The sequence below is a fragment of the Kluyvera sichuanensis genome, assembly GCF_014218705.1.
GTDB lineage: Bacteria > Pseudomonadota > Gammaproteobacteria > Enterobacterales > Enterobacteriaceae > Kluyvera > Kluyvera sichuanensis.
On the sequence record NZ_JABBJF010000001.1, the window covers coordinates 292,919 to 312,963 of the forward strand.

Annotated in this window: 17 protein-coding genes; 8 read left to right on the plus strand and 9 right to left on the minus strand. The window is 55.0% G+C overall.

Translation table 11 applies throughout. The features are described 5' to 3' along the window. Window positions 1-39: 39 nt before the first annotated feature. Window positions 40-1,632, minus strand: coding sequence for a maltose/glucose-specific PTS transporter subunit IIBC (gene malX, locus HII27_RS01445; protein WP_185666192.1), 1,593 nt, complete (start codon window positions 1,630-1,632; stop codon window positions 40-42). A gap of 177 nt (window positions 1,633-1,809) precedes the next feature. Between malX and HII27_RS01450 the strand changes: the two genes are divergently transcribed. Continuing rightward, window positions 1,810-2,838, plus strand: a complete 1,029-nt coding sequence (locus HII27_RS01450; protein ID WP_185666193.1) for a Mal regulon transcriptional regulator MalI — start codon at window positions 1,810-1,812, stop codon at window positions 2,836-2,838. Between the two features lie 87 nt (window positions 2,839-2,925). On the opposite strand, the gene HII27_RS01455 is transcribed toward HII27_RS01450, so the two are convergent. The 3 genes from HII27_RS01455 to manA all read right to left on the minus strand — a co-directional run bounded on the left by HII27_RS01455 (window position 2,926) and on the right by manA (window position 7,316). Continuing rightward, entirely contained in the window at window positions 2,926-4,437 is a 1,512-nt protein-coding gene (locus HII27_RS01455; protein WP_185666194.1) for a YdgA family protein, read from the minus strand. Between the two features lie 185 nt (window positions 4,438-4,622). Beyond that, window positions 4,623-6,044: a YdgA family protein gene (locus tag HII27_RS01460; RefSeq protein WP_185666195.1), complete on the minus strand. Its 1,422-nt coding sequence runs from the start codon at window positions 6,042-6,044 to the stop codon at window positions 4,623-4,625. Between the two features lie 93 nt (window positions 6,045-6,137). Then, a complete protein-coding gene (gene manA, locus HII27_RS01465) occupies window positions 6,138-7,316 on the minus strand; it encodes a mannose-6-phosphate isomerase (protein WP_185666196.1) in 1,179 nt (392 codons plus the stop codon). 199 nt (window positions 7,317-7,515) lie between these two features. On the opposite strand from manA, the gene fumA reads away from it, so the two are divergent. Both fumA and fumC read left to right on the plus strand, forming a co-directional pair. Next, on the plus strand, window positions 7,516-9,162 hold the full coding sequence (gene fumA / locus HII27_RS01470; RefSeq protein ID WP_185666197.1) for a class I fumarate hydratase FumA: 1,647 nt from the start codon (window positions 7,516-7,518) through the stop codon (window positions 9,160-9,162). Window positions 9,163-9,267: 105 nt separating this feature from the next. Next, window positions 9,268-10,671, plus strand: a complete 1,404-nt coding sequence (gene fumC, locus HII27_RS01475) for a class II fumarate hydratase (protein ID WP_185666198.1) — start codon at window positions 9,268-9,270, stop codon at window positions 10,669-10,671. On the opposite strand, the gene tus is transcribed toward fumC, so the two are convergent. Beyond that, window positions 10,668-11,600: a DNA replication terminus site-binding protein gene (gene tus, locus HII27_RS01480; RefSeq protein ID WP_185666199.1), complete on the minus strand. Its 933-nt coding sequence runs from the start codon at window positions 11,598-11,600 to the stop codon at window positions 10,668-10,670. The genes fumC and tus overlap by 4 nt on opposite strands. A gap of 86 nt (window positions 11,601-11,686) precedes the next feature. After that, a complete protein-coding gene (gene rstB, locus HII27_RS01485) occupies window positions 11,687-12,988 on the minus strand; it encodes a two-component system sensor histidine kinase RstB (protein ID WP_185666200.1) in 1,302 nt (433 codons plus the stop codon). A gap of 269 nt (window positions 12,989-13,257) precedes the next feature. Between rstB and HII27_RS01490 the strand changes: the two genes are divergently transcribed. The 3 genes from HII27_RS01490 (at window position 13,258) to HII27_RS01500 (ending at window position 15,751) form a co-directional block, all read left to right on the plus strand. Then, entirely contained in the window at window positions 13,258-14,121 is an 864-nt protein-coding gene (locus HII27_RS01490) for an arginase family protein (protein ID WP_185666201.1), read from the plus strand. Between the two features lie 93 nt (window positions 14,122-14,214). Next, on the plus strand, window positions 14,215-14,787 hold the full coding sequence (locus tag HII27_RS01495; protein WP_185666202.1) for a TetR/AcrR family transcriptional regulator: 573 nt from the start codon (window positions 14,215-14,217) through the stop codon (window positions 14,785-14,787). A gap of 172 nt (window positions 14,788-14,959) precedes the next feature. Next, on the plus strand, window positions 14,960-15,751 hold the full coding sequence (locus tag HII27_RS01500; protein ID WP_185666203.1) for a PhzF family phenazine biosynthesis protein: 792 nt from the start codon (window positions 14,960-14,962) through the stop codon (window positions 15,749-15,751). A 63-nt stretch (window positions 15,752-15,814) separates the two neighbouring features. On the opposite strand, the gene HII27_RS01505 is transcribed toward HII27_RS01500, so the two are convergent. Next, window positions 15,815-17,158: a cation:dicarboxylate symporter family transporter gene (locus HII27_RS01505; RefSeq protein WP_185666204.1), complete on the minus strand. Its 1,344-nt coding sequence runs from the start codon at window positions 17,156-17,158 to the stop codon at window positions 15,815-15,817. A gap of 244 nt (window positions 17,159-17,402) precedes the next feature. On the opposite strand from HII27_RS01505, the gene HII27_RS01510 reads away from it, so the two are divergent. After that, window positions 17,403-17,933, plus strand: coding sequence for an isochorismatase family protein (locus HII27_RS01510; RefSeq protein WP_185666205.1), 531 nt, complete (start codon window positions 17,403-17,405; stop codon window positions 17,931-17,933). Window positions 17,934-18,075: 142 nt separating this feature from the next. Here HII27_RS01510 and rstA read toward each other — a convergent pair whose 3' ends face one another. Continuing rightward, window positions 18,076-18,795 carry a two-component system response regulator RstA gene (rstA, locus tag HII27_RS01515; RefSeq protein WP_185666206.1) on the minus strand — a complete coding sequence of 240 codons (720 nt, stop codon included), beginning with the start codon at window positions 18,793-18,795 and terminating at the stop codon, window positions 18,076-18,078. A gap of 154 nt (window positions 18,796-18,949) precedes the next feature. On the opposite strand from rstA, the gene HII27_RS01520 reads away from it, so the two are divergent. Next, window positions 18,950-19,285, plus strand: a complete 336-nt coding sequence (locus tag HII27_RS01520) for a GlpM family protein (protein WP_185666207.1) — start codon at window positions 18,950-18,952, stop codon at window positions 19,283-19,285. Window positions 19,286-19,288: 3 nt separating this feature from the next. Here the strand turns inward: HII27_RS01520 and folM are convergent, their stop codons facing one another. Beyond that, window positions 19,289-20,011, minus strand: coding sequence for a dihydromonapterin reductase (gene folM, locus HII27_RS01525; RefSeq protein ID WP_185666208.1), 723 nt, complete (start codon window positions 20,009-20,011; stop codon window positions 19,289-19,291). Window positions 20,012-20,045 lie beyond the last annotated feature (34 nt).

The window sequence follows — 20,045 nt, forward strand, 5'->3', positions numbered from 1 at the left end:
GGGCTATTTTGCCCCTGTTAGGCACAGGGGCAAAGGGCTTTACGCTTGAACGGAGTTCATCAGTATCGACATTTCGTCTTTCACCGACTGTACCTGCGGGCCAATGACCACCTGCAGGTTGTGCTGGTTCAGTTTCACCACGCCAATGGCACGGTTGGCTTTCAGCGTATCAACGTCGACCTTGTCCATGTCGTTTACCGACAGACGCAGACGGGTGATGCAGTTGTCGAGCGAGATGATATTTTCAGCTCCGCCCAGCGCCTGAAGGATAACCGGCACGTTGTAGCCGGATTTCCCGGTTACGCCGCTGGAGGTGTGCTCTGCTGCAGGAGTGGTATCCACATCGCGACCCGGCGTTTTGATGTTAAAGCGCACGATAGCGAAGCGGAAAATTGCATAGTAAACCGCGAACCAGATAGCTGCGACGACCGGCACCAGGTACCATTTGGTCGACAGACCGTGCAGGATACCGAACACCACGAAGTCGATGATATTGCCGTCGGTGTTACCGATGGTCACGCCCAGTACCGCCATGATGGTGAAGCCCAGACCGGTCAGCAGTGCGTGGATAACGTACAGCACCGGTGCAACGAACAGGAACAGGAATTCCAGTGGTTCAGTGGTGCCGCCCACGACGCAGGCGATGACGCCGGAAATCAGCAGGCCTTTAATTTTATGACGGTTTTCCGGGCGTGCGCAGTGGTACATCGCCAGTGCAGCACCTGGCAGGCCGCCGAGGAACGCAGGCATTTTACCCTGAGACAGGAAGCGGGTAGCGCTTTCGGAGAAGCCGTGAGTGGTCGGGCAGCTCAGCTGTGCCTGGAAGATGGTCAGTGCGCCGCTGACGTCGTGGCCGCAGACGTCCATAGTACCGCCCGCTTCGGTAAAGCGAATCAGCGCCACCAGAATGTGGTGCAGGCCGAACGGCAGCAGCAGGCGTTCACCGGTACCGAAGATCATCGGGCCAAAATCACCGGCGCTATTGATCACATGACCCAGCGCGTTGATGCCCATCGCAAATACCGGCCATACCAGCGGGATCACCAGGCCAACCAGACCCAGCACGATGGTGGTGATAATCGGCACAAAACGGGTGCCGCCGAAGAAGGCCAGCGCATCCGGCAGACGGATGGTGTGGAAGCGCTCATGCAGCATCCAGACGATAATCCCGCAGATAACCGCGCCGAGAATGCCGGTGTCGATGGATTGAATACCGATAATGTTCTGAATGTTATTCGCTTTCAGAATTGCAGCATCGGTGGTTGGCAGAATACCTTTGGCGGTCAGCCAGAAGTTTACCGCCAGGTTCATCACCGCGTAGCCGACGAAACCCGCGAAAGCGGCGACGCCTTTGTTATCACGCGCCAGCCCCAGCGGAATGGCGATACAGAACATCACCGGCAGGAAGCTAAAGGCGAAAGAGCCAACTTTACTCATCCAGATAAAGACGGCCTGCAGGAACGGCGTATCAAGCCACGGCAGCAGCGTGGTGACGTCATGGCTGCTAAGCGAGCTGCCGATCCCAAGCATGATCCCGCAGAAGGAAAGCAGGGCAACCGGCAGCATAAAGGTTTTGCCAAGCTGCTGGAAAAACTCCCAGAGGGTAACTTTTGGTGCGGTATTCGCCGTCATGAAACGACTCCTTAATCCTGAAAAAAGGGTTTCTAACAATCACGGGACAGGAAGATAAAACGTTTTACCATTTTTTAGTGAGAAACAAATCACAAAAGCAAGTGATAATAAGGTTTATAAAGTGAGTCTGTTGATAAAACGTTTTATCTCTTGAGCAAAAGGAGCCTCGCTGGAACCATGGCGATTGCAAAGAAAGTCACCATTAACGATGTTGCACTGGCGGCCGGTGTGTCCGTCAGTACCGTTTCGCTGGTTCTCAGCGGTAAAGGGCGAATATCTTCCGCGACGGGTGAGCGCGTCTACCAGGCGATTGACCAGTTAGGCTTTGTGCGTAACCGCCAGGCCGTCTCGCTGCGCGGGGGGCAAACGGGGGTGATTGGGCTGATTGTTGGCGATCTTTCGTCGCCGTTTTATGCTGAACTGACCGCGGGGATGACCGCGGCCTTCGAATCGCAGGGCAAAATGGTGTTTTTGACCCAGGGCGGGAAGCGGGGCGAGCAGATGCTGCAGCGTTTCGACGCGCTGGTGTCGCAGGGCGTTGACGGCGTGGTGATCGCCGGTTCGGTGGACCAGGCCTCGGAACTGCGGGCAAAAGCGGCAGAAACCGAAACGCCATTGGTGTTCGCTTCACGCGCCAGCTACCTCGATGAAGTCGACATTATTCGTCCGGACAATATGCAGGCGGCGCAACTGGTGACCGAACATCTGATCCGCCGGGGCCATCAGCGCATTGCCTGGCTCGGTGGGCAGAGCTCATCGTTGACTCGCGCTGAGCGGGTCGGCGGCTACTGCGCCACGCTGATTAAATACGGGCTGCCGTTCCACAGCGATTGGGTGCTGGAGTGTGAGACCAGCCAGAAGCAGGCGTCGGAAGCGATCACCAGACTGTTGCGCCATAACCCGACGATTAGCGCCGTGCTGTGCTACAACAGCGTGATTGCGATGGGCGCGTGGTTTGGTCTGATGCGGGCGGGTAAGCAGAGCGGTGAAGACAGTGTCGAAAGCTATTTTGAGCAGCGCGTGGCGCTGGCGGCATTTGCCGACGTGCCGGAAAAGGCGCTTGATGACGTGCCATTGACCTGGGTGACCACACCGGCACGCGAAATGGGGCAAAGCGTTGCCGAGCGAATTTTGCAGCGCATTGATACCGGGCAAGGGGCGGCGAGAAACGTGATTATGCCGCCGCGACTGGTGGCGAGAAAATAGGGCGCGGGAGAGGTTCCCGGCGTCGCGTTGCTCGGCCGGGCTACTGCGTTACGGTCATAAAAAAGCGCCTTTAAGGCGCTTTTTTAGTTATGGTGCTGGGATGGTGGCGGGTTCATCCGGCTGGGCCAGGCCCGGCATACCGAACATGCCAACAAAGTCTTCCAGCGGCATTTTCTGGCCGTTCAGCGTGACCTGACCTTCACCGTACTGCAGGCTGCTGCTAATCGCGTTATCCTGCGTGGTGGTCAGACGGAACATTTGCCCCATTGCTGCCAGACCCTGCACCTGCTGCCCAGCCAGCTTGGCAGCATCTTCCTGCTGATAGCCTTCCAGGCGTGCGACCTGCGTCATCAGCTCGGTTGCCATCTCCATTGGGATCACCAGCTTGGCATCCAGCGATTTCACGCCGCGATCGACCTGCTGCGCCAGCGTGGTGGCTTCACCGGTCGCCTGTGCGGGGTCTTTCAGCGCCAGGGAGAGGTTCAGCGAACTTTCGCCTTTGGCGTTTTTCCAGCTCAGTGGTGACAGTGTCACGACCGGGTCACCTTTCAACAAAATCGGCAGGGTGTTGAACAGCGCATCAACCGCTTTTTGCTGATACAGCTCTGGGTTCTGCGCCAGGTCCGGCTGTGCCATCAGTGCCTGAGTCTGCGCCTGATACTGCTGGCTGAACTGATGCATCGCCACGCCGTCAATGCCGTCCACTTTCAGCGTCAGCTGGCCGCTGCCGAAATCCTGATTCTGCAGCTTGAGACTATTCAGCGTGTAGTCGAGCTGGCTGTTAATTTTTTTGCCATCAGGCGTCAGGGACGACTTCCCGGCAATGGTCATACCGGTTAATTCGGCCAGATCTTTTCCTTCAACGGAGACCGCCAGGCGCTCCAGGGAGAGGGTCTGGTCACCGATGCGCTCCTCAAACGAGGTCAGCTTGCTGGAGCCGTCGGTTTTCAGGTTGTTGAAGGTGAACTGTACCTTCTGATCGTATTCGTTAACCGCGTTGACCTGGCCGCTTTTCGCTTCACCGGTCAGCGACACCAGGCTGCCCTGGCTATCCGCAGAGAGTACAAAATCGCCGCCGCTGAAGGTGACCTTCTCGGCATCTTTTTCGTAATCCAGCGGTTTGAGCGCGATGGCGGATTCGGTATCGCCGTTGTAGCTGATGCGGGTGTTGATATCGAACGGCGAGGTACCTTTGGCGATGTCGAACAGCGGTTTGGTCACCTCATTGTTGACCAGCACGGTATTTACGCTTGCCATCGCAGGGGCAAGATTGAAGGACTTCAGCGACGCCAGTGGGATTGGACCGTGGCTGACGGACTCATCCAGAATCACGCTCTGACCCGGTTTTAACCATGAGTTTTCCGCGCCAGCCAGCGGTTTCACCACCATTTTTAGCTGGCTGCTGAAGACACCGCGCTGGTAGTCCTGATAGCTAATCTCAAGACCGGCTTCCGGCGCGCTCAGCTTCAACTGGGCGTTCGCCTGAGAGACCATTTCCGCAATATGTGATTCCAGTTGTTTGCCTGTATACCAGGCTCCGCCTGTCCAGACCACCCCTAAAGCGACGATAATACCTGCGGCTACCAGCGTTTTTTTCATAGTATTTGTCCATAAAAATGAAACCAGGCGGGAAAGCCGCCTGGTTGAGTCATAAGGCTATGCAAAAGAGTAGCAAGCTTGTACTGAAACTTCAGTATTAACTTCAACTTATTACAAATACGCGTTAAACGAAGTGGTAAGAACCCGGCATCAATGACGTTTTGCCGAGGGAAAAGAGGATAAATCTATAACCGTGTCCGGCTGAGAAATTTTTCCAGCGACATTTTCTGCTCGTTCAGCGTGACCTGGCCATCAGCATAGTGAAGGTCGCTGCTGATGGTGTTGTTCTGCATTGTCGTCAGTTTGAACATTTTGCTGAGCATTATCATTTGCTGAACCTGCTGATTCGCTTGTTTAGCCGCGTCCTCAGGAGAAAAGTGCATGGTCTGCGCAATCTGCGTCATCAATTCGGTCGCCATGTCGATTGGGATCGCCAGTTTCATACTCAACGATTTCACTTTGCTATCGAAAACCTGCGCTGTCGAGCCCGCTGCGCCTGTAACCTCCGCAGGATCCCGTACGCTCACGGAGAGATCCAGCGAACTCTCACCCTTAACATTTTTCCAGCGAAGCGGTGACAACGTGACCGTTGGGCCGCCTTTCAGCAGGGTAGGTAAGGTGGCGAGGATATTTTCCTGCGCGCTCTTATCCTGCGCATGCAGCGTGCGCAAACGCGCCATAAACTGGTGCATAGCCTCCCCGTCAACGCCTTCCGTTTTCAGCGTTAACTGGCCGCTCCCGATGGGGCGATTCACGACTTTCAGGTTTTCCAGCGCGAAATCTAACTGAGAGTTGATCTTTTTGCCGCCTTCGGCCAGCGCCGTTTTGCCGCCGATGCGGATATTATTCAACTCCGCCAGGTGGATGCCGTCGCGGGTGATAGCCGCCTGTTCCAGGGTTATCAATTGTTCGCCCAGTCGTCCAAAATTGCTGACCCAACTGCTGCTGTCGGTTTTCAACTGACGAAGGGTGAACTCTATTTTTTTATTATCCCGGTCAGTAGTAGCGATTTGGGCGCTTTCTATTTGGCCGTTCAGCGACATCACATCGTGCTGGGCGTCGAGCGAATAGATAGCGTTGCCGCCGCTAAAAGCAAGCTTTGAGCGATCGGTTTCGGAGTGTAATGGCCTAAGCGAAATAGCTGACACGGTAGCGCCGTCGTAGCTGAAGCGGGTTTCCACTTCAAAAGGCGAAATCCCCTTAGAAAGCAGGAAAACATCTTTTGTGGCGGCATTATTTTCGAGCGTGGTGTGGACGGACGCCAGTGCGGGAATGAGGTTAAAGGATTTAAGCGATGCTGCCGGGAAAGGGCCATGGTCGATGGTCTGATTGAGAATCACGCTTTGACCGGGCTCTAACCATGATGCTTTGGCATCCGGGGTGGCGGTTAACACCATTTTAAGCTGTGTGCTAAAAATGCCTCGCTGATAATCCTGATAGCTGATTTTAACCCCTGGGCTGGTGGGATTTTGCTGTAGCCACCCATTCGCCTCTGCCACCTTGCTGGCCATCCGTGATTCCAATTGCTGGCCGGTATACCACGCGCTGCCAACCCAGACAGCGCCTAAAGCCACAATAACCCCTATTGCCACGCGCGTTTTTTTCATCTTTTCATCCTTAAAAAAAACCAGGTGGACAGGCCACCTGGTTTACGTTTTACGGGTTGCCTATCAGGCAAGCCGCTCCATTAACTTCGGCGTTTACTGCAGTTTGTTATACACCCGTGCTAAACGGCCGCTGCCGCTGACCTGAACCGGGGATTCATTCGCCGCGACGAACGCGGATTCGCCCGGCTTCAGTACCAGACGCTGGTCGTTCTTGCTCAGTACGGATTCACCGTCCACACAGAACAGAATGGCGGCGCCATCCTGAGTCAGCGTGGCTTCACTCGCGCTGAGGGCGTGAAGAGAGAAGGCGAAATCCTCAACTGGAATCGGGAACTCCAGCGCCTCGCCGTGCTGTGCTGGCTGAGTCAGCAGTTCGTTCGCCGGTTTGGCGGTGAATTTGACGTTCGCTACCAGTTCCGGGATATCAATATACTTCGGTGTGAGTCCAGCACGAAGTACGTTATCGGAGTTTGCCATCACCTCAAGCCCGGTGCCGCGCAGGTAGGCGTGCGGGGTTTCAGCGTAGAGGAACATTGCTTCGCCCGGGTTAAGCTGAACGATGTTCAGCAGCAACGGGGAGAAGAGGCCGCTGTCGTCCGGGTAGAACTCTGCAATCAGGCGAATTGCATCCCAGGCTGGACCTTGCTGATTTTCCAACGCCGCGCGCAGCACATTCAGCGCGTGGGCTTTCTCATCACCCTGCATATTGAGCAGGCCAGCGAACAGGGCACTCAGGCGCTCGCTGGTCGGCTGGGCGATAAACTCACCGATAGCCGGGTTGGCGTCGGCAACCGGCTGCAGCAGTGAGGCGATTTCTGCAAACTCACGGAAGGCATTCATCGCCAGGAATGGCGTCAGCGCAAAGACCAGCTCCGGCTTGTGGTTTGGATCTTTGTAGTTACGCTCGGCGGCGTCCAGTGGGATCCCGGCGGCGTTTTCTTTGGCAAAACCAACTTCCGCTGCTTTTTTGCTCGGATGGACCTGAATAGAGAGCGGTTGTGCGGCGCAAAGTACTTTAAACAGGTAAGGTAACTCGCCAAAGCGAGTGGCAACGTTGGCTCCCAGCAGCGTGGTTTTATCGGCATCAATCACGTCGCGCAGCGACTGCACGACGCCGTGGCTGTCGGTAATCTTTGAGCTGCTCTTTGGGTGCGCGCCCATCCACAGTTCTGCCATCGGCAGACCTTCAGGATTTGCCATACCGTAGAGTTCCGTTAACGCAGTTTTGCTGCCCCAGGCATAGTTTTGCACTGAGTTGATGAGTTTTTGCATTATCAAGCCCTGTTTCAATGTGGATTCTTTGGGCTGTATTAAAGCAAAAAAATGCGCTGTCGTATGCCGCAGAAATAAAAAGTCGTACTTGTCTCAGTTTTTGTTAAAAAATTGTGTACGATAGGGTAACTCGCTTTTAACCTGGGCAAATGGAAAGCCTGCCCTTCATAACATCATCAAAGCAGTAAGTGAGAGCACAATGTCGAATAAACCTTTCTACTATCAGGATCCTTTTCCGTTAGAAAAGGATGAGACCGAATACTACCTGTTAAGCAACGACTACGTTTCCGTCGCAGAATTTGAAGGGCAGGAAGTCCTCAAAGTTGCCCCGCAAGCGTTGACGCTTCTTGCCAAACACGCCTTCCACGATGCTTCCTTTATGCTTCGCCCCGCGCACCAGCAGCAGGTGGCCGATATCCTGAATGACCCGGAAGCCAGCGAAAACGATAAGTACGTGGCGCTGCAGTTCCTGCGTAACTCGGATATCGCGGCAAAAGGTATCCTGCCGACCTGTCAGGACACCGGCACGGCAATCATCATGGGTAAAAAAGGCCAGCGCGTCTGGACCGGCGGCGGCGATGAAGCGGCGCTGGCTCGCGGCGTGTACGACACCTTTATCGAAGACAACCTGCGCTATTCGCAAAATGCGCCGCTGGATATGTACAAAGAGGTCAACACTGGCACTAACCTGCCAGCGCAGATTGATCTCTACAGCGTGGACGGTGACGAATATAAGTTCCTGTGCATCGCCAAAGGCGGCGGTTCGGCGAACAAAACCTACCTCTACCAGGAAACCAAAGCGCTGATCACCCCAGCGAAGCTGAAAACTTACCTGGTTGAGAAGATGCGTACCCTCGGCACTGCGGCTTGCCCGCCGTACCATATCGCCTTTGTGATTGGCGGTACGTCTGCCGAAGCCACGCTGAAAACCGTGAAGCTGGCGTCGACCAAGTATTACGACGGTCTGCCAACCGAAGGTAACGAGCACGGCCAGGCGTTCCGCGACGTTGAGCTTGAAAAAGAGCTGCTGGTTGAAGCGCAGAATCTGGGCTTCGGGGCGCAGTTCGGCGGTAAATACTTCGCGCACGATATCCGCGTGGTGCGTCTGCCGCGCCACGGCGCGTCCTGCCCGGTCGGGATGGGCGTTTCCTGCTCCGCTGACCGTAACATCAAAGCCAAAATCAACCGCCACGGCATCTGGATTGAGAAACTGGAAAATAACCCAGGTAAGTACATCCCAGAATCGCTGCGTAAAGCGGGCGAGGGTGAAGCGGTGAAGGTCGACCTGAACCGTCCGATGAGCGATATCCTCAAGCAGCTGTCCCAGTACCCGGTCTCTACGCGCCTGTCGCTGAGCGGCACTATCATCGTGGGGCGCGACATTGCGCACGCCAAGCTGAAAGAGCGTATGGATAAAGGCGAAGGGCTGCCGCAGTACATTAAGGATCACCCGATCTACTACGCGGGCCCGGCGAAAACCCCTGAAGGTTATGCCTCTGGCTCGCTGGGGCCAACCACCGCGGGGCGTATGGACTCCTACGTTGACCAGTTGCAGGCGGAAGGCGGCAGTATGATCATGCTGGCAAAAGGCAACCGTAGCCAGCAGGTGACCGACGCCTGCCATAAGCACGGCGGCTTCTACCTCGGCAGCATCGGCGGCCCGGCAGCGGTGCTGGCGCAAAGCAGCATCAAGAGTCTGGAATGCGTGGAGTACCCGGAGCTGGGTATGGAAGCTATCTGGAAAATTGAAGTGGAAGACTTCCCGGCGTTTATCCTGGTGGATGACAAAGGCAACGACTTCTTCCAGCAGATTCAGGCGTCGCAGTGCGCCCGCTGCGTGAAATAATCTCTTTTACCGCCCTTCGGGGCGGTTTTTGTTTCTCCGTTCATACTTATCTTTTTCGCAAGAGCAATGTCACTTCACAATCACTTTGAATTCAAGGAGAAGGTAATGACAACGTCACGCCGCGAAAGCGATTCTATGGGGCCAATTGAGGTTCCTGCCGACAAACTGTGGGGCGCGCAAACCCAGCGCTCACTGGAGCATTTCCGGATCTCCACCGAGAAAATGCCGCTTTCGCTGATTTATGCCCTGGCGCTGACCAAGCGCGCTGCGGCGAAGGTTAATCTGGATTTAGGCTTATTAGCGGCAGAGAAAGCCGAAGCCATTATGGCGGCCGCCGATGAAGTCCTGAAGGATCAGCATCCCGATGAGTTCCCGCTGGCTATCTGGCAGACCGGCTCCGGCACCCAAAGCAATATGAACATGAACGAGGTGCTGGCTAACCGCGCCAGCGAACTGCTGGGCGGCGAGCGCGGCATGACGCGCAAAGTGCATCCGAATGATGACGTGAACAAAAGCCAAAGCTCGAACGACGTTTTCCCAACGGCGATGCATGTGGCGGCGGTGATTGCGCTGCGCCAACATCTGCTGCCGCAGTTGGCGGTATTGCAGGAGACGCTGCGCCAGAAATCGGAAAGCTTCCGCGATATCGTCAAGATTGGCCGTACGCATCTGCAGGACGCTACGCCGTTGACGCTCGGCCAGGAGTTCTCCGGCTGGGTGGCGATGCTGGAGCACAATCGTCGCCATCTGGAACAGAGTCTGCCGCACCTGAGCGAACTGGCTCTGGGCGGCACCGCCGTCGGCACCGGGTTGAACACCCATCCAGAATACGCCGTCCGTGTAGCAAAAGAGTTGGCATCGTTGACCGGGCAGCCATTTATCACGGCGCCGAATAAATTCGAAGCGTTAGCGACCTGCGATGCGCTGGTTCATGCCCACGGGGCGCTAAAAGGGCTGGCGGCATCGTTGATGAAAATCGCCAACGACGTTCGATGGCTGGCCTCCGGCCCGCGCTGCGGCATTGGCGAACTTGCTATTCCGGAAAACGAACCGGGTTCCTCCATCATGCCGGGTAAAGTCAACCCGACCCAATGCGAAGCGATGACCATGCTGTGCTGCCAGGTGATGGGCAACGATGTGGCGGTCAATATGGGCGGCGCATCCGGTAATTTCGAGCTTAACGTTTATCGCCCGATGATCATCCACAACGTGCTGCAATCCGTGCGTCTGCTGGCCGACGGGATGGAGAGCTTTAACGAGCACTGTGCGGTAGGGATTGAGCCTAACCGCGAGCGTATTAATCAGTTGCTTAACGAGTCGTTAATGCTGGTGACGGCGCTGAATACCCACATCGGCTATGACAAAGCGGCGGAGATTGCCAAGAAAGCGCACAAAGAGGGGCTGACGTTGAAGAACGCGGCGCTGGCGTTAGGCTATCTCAGCGCCGAGGAGTTTGACCGCTGGGTGCGGCCTGAAGAGATGGTCGGCAGCCAAATCAGCGGCGCTTAATCCGGCGCTAACCACAGGTGCAGCCGCTCAATCATCAGCTTAAGCGGCTGCGCTTCCGGCTTGTGTCGATGCTGGACGTTATCGGCATCGTAGTTCAGCAGTTCACCAAGGTCAGGCACGCTGACGCCGTTACGCCCGGAAATCACCGCAATTAGTGGGCCAGGGCAGGCGTACTGCACCTGCTTCTGCTCGCCGGCGTACCACACGCGGGCTATCGGCTGTACCTTTACCGGGCGTTTGATTTTCAACTTCGCCTGCTGTGGCAGCGCCGCAATATCCTGATATTCCCGCTCCAGTCTTGATTGCCATTGTTCACGGGTCCACGGTGGCACCGCTCGCGGTGACTTCAGGCTTTTTTCAAGCTGCGCCAGTACTTCATCGCGGGTCAGATTCTTGATGATATGTTTATTCGCCCAGCCGAAGCGGATGGTGCTTGGGTCGGAGAGGAGGGTGAGCGAGCGGTAGGCGTTGAGGGTGATCAAACCGGGAATATAGCGGTGAACCCATTCAAAACGCGCCACCGACGGCAGGCCCGAATCGACGGTGATTATCTGCTCCAGCGCGGCCTTTAACGCGTTAATGTGCTGCACACGTGCGGCGAGCGCTTCATGCTGCTCGCTGGTTGCCTGCAGGCAGATAGCACCGGGAAGACGTACCGCCGCCTTGCTGCTGAGATTCTCCGACTGCTGCTGAATAAACAGATGGTTAAAGTGTTTCAGTGCCATCTCAAAGGCGGTTTGCCCCAGATGCTGGACAACCTGAATCTGGGATAGCGGCGCGTGCTCTGACGTTTTCGTCACTTCCGGCAGCTCAAAAATACGCGCGGTAAGCAGGCGACAGGCGGAGAGTTCATCGCGCAGGTCCAGCAGATTACGCTCTATCTGGCGAAACGTGTCGGTTAACCGTTCTACGAGGTCGTAGCTGGCCATGATGAGCTCTCCGTTATGTGGTTAGTTACAACATACTGACTGCACCGTTTACTATAAGCCAGAATCTGGCACCGTGCAAACCGCGGTCAGCTAGCCGCGGGCAGGGAGATATGGTGGTAGATAGGCCAGGTCAGGCTGAACCGTGCGCCGCCCAGCGGGCTGACGTCACAGTGCGCCTGTCCGCCCATCGCCACGGCGATAGAGTGGACAATAGCCAGCCCTAAACCGCAGCCACCGGTGGCCCGGTCACGACTTGGATCGAGGCGGACAAACGGCTCAAACACGCGCTCACGTTCGCCTTCTGCAATACCGGGGCCGTCGTCATCGACCTGCAGGCAGGCCATGCTGCCATGCAGCATCAGGCTAACCTGAATGCGCGACTGGCTGTAGCGCATGGCGTTGTTGATTAGGTTGTCGAGCACGCGCTCCATCAGGCGCATATCCAGCGCGCCGTAATCGCCCGGCGTAATCTGGTCAATGGTCACTTCGCGCTGTGGATTGACTGCCTGCACATCTTCAACATGTGTGGCGATCCACTGTGGCAGGTCTGGCGTGGTCAGAGAAAGTTCGGTCTGCGGGCGGTCGAGGCGAGCGTAGGTCAGCAGCTCTTCAATCAGCGCTTCCAGTTGCCCAATATCGCGATTGAGCGCCAATGATTCGGCTTCGGTCAGGTTTTCACTCATCTCCAGCCGATAGCGCAGGCGCACTAGCGGCGTGCGCAGTTCATGGGCAATACCGTCAATCAACTGTTTCTTACTGGCAATCAGCGCATTGATGTTATCGGCCATCTGGTTAAAGGCGACGCCAAGACGCTCGAAGCTCGACATGCTGTCAAAGTGAATACGTTCGGTCAGATGCCCCTCGCCGAAGCGCTGTGCGGCGCTCTCGAGGCGGAGCATGTCCTGCCAGTGCGGTCGCATCCAGATAAACACCGGGAAGGCGAGCGAGATGGCGATAAACGCCATTAGCGCAATATCCAGCAGTCGCATCTCATGCATAAAGTAGAGATAGGGAATCGGCCCGACGGCCAGTACGTAGTGGCTGCGTGGAATGCGCTGAATAAAGGTGTACTGATCATCAAGTGCGACGATATCGCCTTCGCGCAGGTGCTGCATCGATCTTTCGCCCAGCTGGAATTTGCTCAGCGGCTCAATTCGCAGGTCAAACGACAGGTTAAGATCGAGCTCGTTGAGCGTCTTACTCCAGTTGCGTGGTGGAATTTCACGTAGCTCGCTACGCATAAGATACAGAGAGCTTTTCATCAGGTCGTCAAGCGACTGACGACCAGCCCGTTCGGCGGTGAACTTATAGACCAGCCCGACCAGCATGGTCATGACCAGAAAGCAGACGAACAGCAGAAGGTAAAACTGCACAAACAGCTTTTTCATGAAAAATCACCGAACATTCAATGTGTTAGCTAATACGTTTTCCCCAGATATTTTCAGGGGTGGTCAGCGCTTTGCCGATTCGCAGGGGATGAGAGGGTCATCAAGCCTGCTTATCCTGGCAGAGTACACTGTATAACGCGGTTCTGCATGCCATGACGTTGATGAGCGACGATAAATGTGGGGTTCTACCATCCTTGCTTGCATCATTTTTATCTCAGATAGATAATGAATGAACGTTCATTCATTATTGTATTTACGGTAGAGACATCATGAGTAAAAAGACGCTTCGACTCGATTTCCCTCAATGGCAGGGCGGCAATAACCCGCCTTATTACCTTGGTTCGCGGCTGCTCTCCTTTCTCGCTCCTGCAGCGAAGGGGCCGGTGGAAGAGGTTCCGGTCGCGTTACCTGACGCGGACACTCTCACTCAGGTCGATGGCATCACCGGCAAACCGCAAATTATTCAACAGCTGCGTGACGCGGCAGCGCTTATCGAGAAACACGACCCTGATGCGATGGTCGTTTTGGGTGGAGACTGTCTGGTGTCGCTGGCACCGTTTGCCCATCTGCTGAATAAATACGGCGATAAGCTGGGCGTGTTATGGATTGATTCCCATCCTGACGTCCAGACCGCCGCGCAGTATCCAAATGCACATGCTCACGTCCTCGGGGCGCTAATGGGGACGGGCGATAAAGATCTGGTGGCGAGTGTTGCCACTCCGCTTTCGCCGGCCAAAGTCATGATTGCTGGCATCCACAAACCGCTGGCTTATGAACAGGAATACCTCGAGGCGCATCGCATCGCCACGTCGAGCCCTGAGGAGATCAAAAATGGTGCGAATGAGGTGCTGGCCTGGATTGCCCGAGAGGATATCGCTTATCTGGCCATTCATATCGATCTCGACGTTCTGGACCCCACGTTTTTCCGTGCGGTGCTGTTCGCGCAACCGGGCAGAGGGGAGCATGATTTCGGTGATGTCGCGGAAGGTAAGCTGACGATGGCGGAAGTGCTCAGATTGGTTCATCAGGCCACCTCACAGGCTGAGGCCGTCGGGATCACCCTCGCAGAACATTTACCGTGGGATATGCTGAACCTCAAGAATATGCTGAGCGAGTTACCGCTGCTGAAATAAGAATCAAGCCGGTAGTCACAGGGGGCATCATATCTGGCTACCGGCGTAAAAGGACGGTAAAGTTTGGGGGTAGAGACAAAGCAAAGGGCGAATATGTCAAAGGATACTGAAACTTACCATAAGCTGATTACCGCAGCCGCAGCCTGTTTCGCGGAAAAAGGCTTCAGCGCGACGAGCGTGCGCGAGATCGCTACGCGTGCCGGAATTAGTCAGGGGGCGATGTACACCTATTTTAAGGGTAAGGATGAGCTTATTCGGGCGATTGTACTGGAAGAGCAAAACTCAGCATTGAACTCGCATGAACAACTTTCCGGCGACACTTATTTTGAACGCCTTTGCCATCAGGTCATCTCTTGCATCAGCGATGTCGGCTATCCCGTTACGCACCGCTTGTGGGTTGAAATTATGGCGGAATCCTCGCGTAATCCTGAGCTACAGGAAACCTTTATTTCCAGCGACCGCATTATGCGAAAAAGCATTGCTGGAATCATTGAACAAGGGATAACGGCGGGGGAATTTCGCCAGGATATTAACCCGGAAGAAATGACCATTATTCTGTTCGCGTTTATTGATGGGTTGATTGCGCGCAAGGCGATAAACCCAGCTTTTTCGCTGAGTAAAGATGTGCCGATGTTTAACCAGATGATGATAACGCTACTGAAATAATACGTTCTCTCTATTTCTTCACTCTCCACTGCCATAGTGTCCCCGACGCAAGAAAATCTGTCGCGGCGGGGATAAGACCTGTTATGGTGTAAGTGCATAAAAAAAATCTAAATTGTGTCATTCCGCTATGGAAAAGATGCGGATTCTCCTGCGCTTGATGAGAGGTTAGGCTATGCAACAGATCGATTTTTATATGGTAGATGCTTTCACCACCACCACGTTTGGTGGCAATGCCGCTGCCGTTTGCCCGCTCACCGAATGGCTGCCAGATGCGACATTACTGAAAATGGCGAAACAGCATAACCAGTCGGAAACGGCGTTTTTTGTCACCACGGATAACGGCTTTGAACTCCGCTGGTTCACCACCCAGGGGGAAATCAACCTCTGCGGGCACGCGACGCTGGCGGCCGCACACGTCATCTTTGAATACCTGAATTTCCCTGATGCAACGATCCACTTCGATACCCGTTTTGTCGGGCCACTTACCGTGACCCGCAATGGGGAGTGGTTAACGCTTGATTTCCCGGCCTGGAAGACCGAACCGGCTGCGCCGCCCGCTTTGCTGCTGGAAGCGCTGGGCATCACCGAATACAAAGACGTGCGCGTAGCGCGCGATTACCTTGTGGTGCTGGAAAATCAGCAGCAGGTTGAGGCACTGCGGCCGAATATTAACGCCATGGTGCCGCTGGGGAAAATGGTCTGCGTCACCGCACCAGGGACGGGCGAGTACGATTTTGTCAGCCGCTTCTTCTGCCCAGGTGAAGCCGTGGCTGAGGATCCGGTAACCGGTTCGGCGCATAGCATGCTCATCCCTTACTGGGCTGAAAAGCTGAGCAAAACGGAGATGATGGCGCATCAGGGCGCGGATCGCGGTGGGGAACTGCGCTGCCGCCATCTGGGTGACCGCGTTCATATTGGCGGGCAAGCGACGACCTATCTGATAGGCAAAATTGTGCTGCGTTAATATTTTCTCAGTGATACCGCTATTTAACGCGCCTCGGCGTTCAGGGCACCGAGGCGCGTGCTATCAGTTAAGCGACGCTTCTGTTTCTTGCGTCGTCTCGTCCTTAGTCAATATCCGGCTGGCAATCACGCCGGACATCATCGAGCCATTCACGTTCAGCGCGGTACGCGCCATATCCACAATGGGCTCAATCGCAATAAAGATCCCGACCAGCGCCACCGGAAAATTCAAGGTGGAGAGCACAATCAGCGCGGCAAAGGTACCGCCGCCGCCTACACCCGCCACGCCGATGGAGCCCAGCGCGATGGCAGGCAACAGCGTCACCAGGAAATGCACGGAGAACGGGTCGATGCCCATCGTTGGCGCAATCATCGCCACCATAATGGCCGGATAAATCCCGGCGCAGCCGTTTTGTCCCATGCTGGAGCCAAACGAGGCAGCGATATTGGCAATGGTGCTCGGTACACCAAATTTCTCCTGCGCGGTAATCGCCAGCGGAATAGCCGCCGCGCTGCTGCGGGAAACAAAGGCAAAGGTCAGGACAGGCCACACGGTTTTGTAATAGCGCAGCGGGTTATGTCCGCTCAGTACCAGCAAAATGGCGTGCACGACAAACATCATCGCCACCGCCAGGTAGCAGGCGACAATAAAGCCGAGCAGGCTGGTAAATTGCGCGAGCTGATAGGTGGAAAAGACTTTCGCCATTAATGCCAGTACCCCATAGGGGGTGAGGGTAATAACGATGCGTACCATCTTCATGACCCAAATTTGAATGGCGTTAATGCCAGCGCTTAATTTCGCGCCTTCTTCCGGCGCCTCTTTTTTCACTTTCAGCAGCGCGATACCTGCCAGCAGCGTAAATATCACAATCCCGATCACCGAAACGCTTCTGGCACCGGTCAGGTCGAGGAACAGATTGGTGGGAATCAACGAGGTGATGAGCTGCGGCAGTGAAACGGCGGCGGTTTTGGACACATCGTCAGCGGTTAGCGTGGACTGCATCTGACCAAAGGTGCTGGCGCTCAGCCCCAGGGTATGCGCCATCGTCAGGCCAACAAACCCGGCGATCATCACCAGAATCAGCATACAGGCGACGATGGTCAGCGACATTTTGCCGATCCCCGCATTATTTTCGAGCTTATTAATCGCTGAGAGAATGGAAATAAAGATTAGCGGAATGGCGACCAGTTTTAATAAATTAACGTAGCCGTTACCAATGACGCTGTACCAATCAATAACGGTGGTTCTGCTATCGCTGGCGATAAAGTGGAGAGAAAGCCCGATGAGCGCGCCGATAAAAATAGCCGCGAAGACAGAGCGGGAAAGCGATGAACTGCGCTTATCTATTTCGAAAATGCCCCATGAGCAGATCAAAAAAAGCGCAATATACGCGAGTGTAATGAACATCTTTAAGCCTCTTGCCCCATTCAGCACCTGAAATGCCGGAAAGAGTTGTTTTCAATTAATTAACCTATTATCCCGGATGGATAATAGTGCCGTAGCGCATTATAGAGAGAAAGATTCTGATATGGCATGCAAAAAGTGTGACTTTATGCGTTTGGCCGATGGGGAGCGCTGAACAATATTTAGCGGCTTGTTTTCGCACCATGATTCTCGTAATTTGTCTTTTTACTGAACTGTCGGGGGCGTTATGCAGGCTTTACTGGTTATTGATATGCAACGGTTTGTCAGCGATAGAATCGCGCGTGGCATGGAGTATTTTCCCGCCGCGAGCATCGAGAATATGAAAACGATTCTGGCTTCTTTCAGGGCTGCCGGGAAAACCGTGCTTCATGTACGCCATGAAACAATCGAACCCGGTTCCGACTTGCAAAAAAATTCCCCGCATTTTCCACCGGTCGAAGGATTTGAGGAGCAGGGCGAAGAAGAGGTCTTTATCAAACGAACCTCGTCGGCGTTTAGTTCGACCGATCTCTACCAGTGGCTACAGCGCGAGAATATTAACGAATTAACGGTGATTGGCGCAGTGGCCGGTTTCTGCGTTAACTCAACGATTCGATCCGGGGCCGATCTGGGACTGAACATGACGATCGTTCGCGATGCGGTACTGAGTTTTCCGCTGGGCGAGGGGTTGAGCGCTGAAGCGATCTTCAACGTGACGTTGGGGTTGCTTGAAGCGGGCTTTGCACGAGGCGTGACGACGGCCGAGTTGACGCAATAGCGAACAGAATTATAGATAATATTGCCAGCAGCGTGTTTAGTGCGCAACTGGCAGCATAAACACGCTGTTTTTGAGAGGGATGGTGCGCCGCCTCTCGAGGGTTATAGTTTTATAGTCAGCATATTATGCTGTTGGGGTGGTATTATTCCCAGGCGTGCGGCGCAAACAGATAGCCTTTATTACGCACGGTTTTAATGCGGTAAGGCTCGGTGGCGCTATCGAGCAGTTTTTTACGCAGGCGCGAAATCGCCACGTCTACACTGCGGTCCATACCGTCGTAGGTTACGCCGCGCAGGTTTTTCAGCAGAGCATCGCGATCCATAATTTGCCCGGCGTGCGTCGCCAGTTCCCACAGCAGATCGAAATCCGCCGTCGACAGCGCGATATTCTCGCCGCTCAGCAGCACCTGACGGTTGACCGGGTCGATGGAAAGGGTACCGAAGCGAATCGCTTTGTGCGGTGTTAGCGTTGGCTGGGCTGGCGCGATACTGTTACTGGCGGCTGGGCGCTGGCGTAAATGCAGGCGCAGACGCGCAAGCAGCACGGCGGGTGGGGTGGTTTTGAGAATATAATCGTTGGCACCCATTTCCAGGGACAGGATATGGTTCATATCGCTATCGAGCGAGGTCAGTAGCACAATCGGCCCGGTCCATTGGCCACGCAGGTCACGACACAGCGTCATGCCATCTTTACCCGGCAGCATAATGTCCAGCAGCACCAGGTCCGGGTTCTCGCGGGCGATCGTCGCTTCGGCGTTATCGCCACGCGGCTCGACCACCACATCCATATCATGCTTTCCGAGATAAGCGGCGATCAGCGCCCCAACATCCGGATCATCCTCAACATAAACGATCTTATTCATTACTCTACGCACTGACGGAAAAAACGCTACGATACACTGAGCGCCCATCGCCTGCCACCTCTGCTTTCTCAATTCCCGTGCTGTATTAACCTTTTATCTATGAGCAGACTTCCGTTATGCTCAGGCAACATGTTGTTTATCGGTAAATAATGCAATGGGATTGTTAATTAAGGCGCTGCTTGGGGCGCTGGTGGTTGTCCTGATCGGGATTTTAGCGAAAACTAAAAACTATGCGATTGCGGGGCTGATCCCGCTGTTTCCCACTTTTGCGCTGATCGCACATTATATTGTTGCCAGCGAGCGAGGCACTGAAGCACTGCGAACGACCATCGTGTTCGGTATGTGGTCGATTATCCCGTACTTTCTCTACCTGTTGTCGCTATGGTATCTCACCGGCATGATGCGCCTGCCGCTGGCGCTAGCAGGCGCGGTGGCCTGCTGGGGCGTCAGCGCCTGGTTGCTCATCTTTCTGTGGGGACGTTTTCACTAAGCGCTAGACCAGCGGGCGACCGCCGTCGACGGCAAAGGTACGCCCGGTGACGTAGCAACTGCCGAGGATATACTCGACGAGATCGATAATCTCTTTCTCCCCGGCGGCAATCTTCATCAGCGATTTGTTAAGCGCTTTCTGGCGATACTCTGCGTCATCGTCTTCATTAAATAAGACCAGTGCAGGTGCAATCGCGTTCACCTTAACTTCCGGTGCTAGCTTGCGGGCGAAAGAACGGGTCATGTTATCCAGCGCCGCTTTACTGGCGGCATAGGCGATGTGCTTATCGCTGCCGCGCTCCACCACATAATCAGTAAAGTGAATAATATCGCCTTCGGCATGACCGTGGCCGCGCAGCATATCTTCCAGCGCATGGTTAAGCAGATAGGGCGCGTGGACGTGAATTTGCATCATCGCGTTCAATACATTGCTGAGGGATGCGCCAGGGCTCTCCGCCAGCCAGCCGCTGGCATTATGGATAACCGCGCGCAGGCTGGAGCAGTGGGTTCTCACCGCATCCGCGAAGGTATAAATTCCCTCGTCGGCGGAGAAATCCGCCTGAATGCAGACCGCGCCAGCCCGCTGCATTACGTTGATAGCCGGGTAGTGAGTACGGTAGCTTAGGATAACCGGCTGCTGCTGGGTGAGAAAATGGTGGGCAAGGGCGAGGCCAATGCGGCGGCCTCCACCGGTAATCAGAATCGGGCGTGACAGCATGTTTCCCATCGTACTCTCCTTATATTAAAGACGATGGGGCAAG

Coding starts and splice junctions, on each gene's coding strand:
- HII27_RS01510 (WP_185666205.1), top strand. CDS start 17,403: ATGCAGGCTTTACTGGTTATTGATATGCAACGGTTTGTCAGCGATAGA.
- fumA (WP_185666197.1), top strand. CDS start 7,516: ATGTCGAATAAACCTTTCTACTATCAGGATCCTTTTCCGTTAGAAAAG.
- HII27_RS01450 (WP_185666193.1), top strand. CDS start 1,810: ATGGCGATTGCAAAGAAAGTCACCATTAACGATGTTGCACTGGCGGCC.
- rstB (WP_185666200.1), bottom strand. CDS start 12,988: ATGAAAAAGCTGTTTGTGCAGTTTTACCTTCTGCTGTTCGTCTGCTTT.
- manA (WP_185666196.1), bottom strand. CDS start 7,316: ATGCAAAAACTCATCAACTCAGTGCAAAACTATGCCTGGGGCAGCAAA.
- HII27_RS01500 (WP_185666203.1), top strand. CDS start 14,960: ATGCAACAGATCGATTTTTATATGGTAGATGCTTTCACCACCACCACG.
- folM (WP_185666208.1), bottom strand. CDS start 20,011: ATGGGAAACATGCTGTCACGCCCGATTCTGATTACCGGTGGAGGCCGC.
- HII27_RS01495 (WP_185666202.1), top strand. CDS start 14,215: ATGTCAAAGGATACTGAAACTTACCATAAGCTGATTACCGCAGCCGCA.
- HII27_RS01505 (WP_185666204.1), bottom strand. CDS start 17,158: ATGTTCATTACACTCGCGTATATTGCGCTTTTTTTGATCTGCTCATGG.
- HII27_RS01520 (WP_185666207.1), top strand. CDS start 18,950: ATGGGATTGTTAATTAAGGCGCTGCTTGGGGCGCTGGTGGTTGTCCTG.
- tus (WP_185666199.1), bottom strand. CDS start 11,600: ATGGCCAGCTACGACCTCGTAGAACGGTTAACCGACACGTTTCGCCAG.
- HII27_RS01455 (WP_185666194.1), bottom strand. CDS start 4,437: ATGAAAAAAACGCTGGTAGCCGCAGGTATTATCGTCGCTTTAGGGGTG.
- malX (WP_185666192.1), bottom strand. CDS start 1,632: ATGACGGCGAATACCGCACCAAAAGTTACCCTCTGGGAGTTTTTCCAG.
- HII27_RS01490 (WP_185666201.1), top strand. CDS start 13,258: ATGAGTAAAAAGACGCTTCGACTCGATTTCCCTCAATGGCAGGGCGGC.
- rstA (WP_185666206.1), bottom strand. CDS start 18,795: ATGAATAAGATCGTTTATGTTGAGGATGATCCGGATGTTGGGGCGCTG.
- HII27_RS01460 (WP_185666195.1), bottom strand. CDS start 6,044: ATGAAAAAAACGCGCGTGGCAATAGGGGTTATTGTGGCTTTAGGCGCT.
- fumC (WP_185666198.1), top strand. CDS start 9,268: ATGACAACGTCACGCCGCGAAAGCGATTCTATGGGGCCAATTGAGGTT.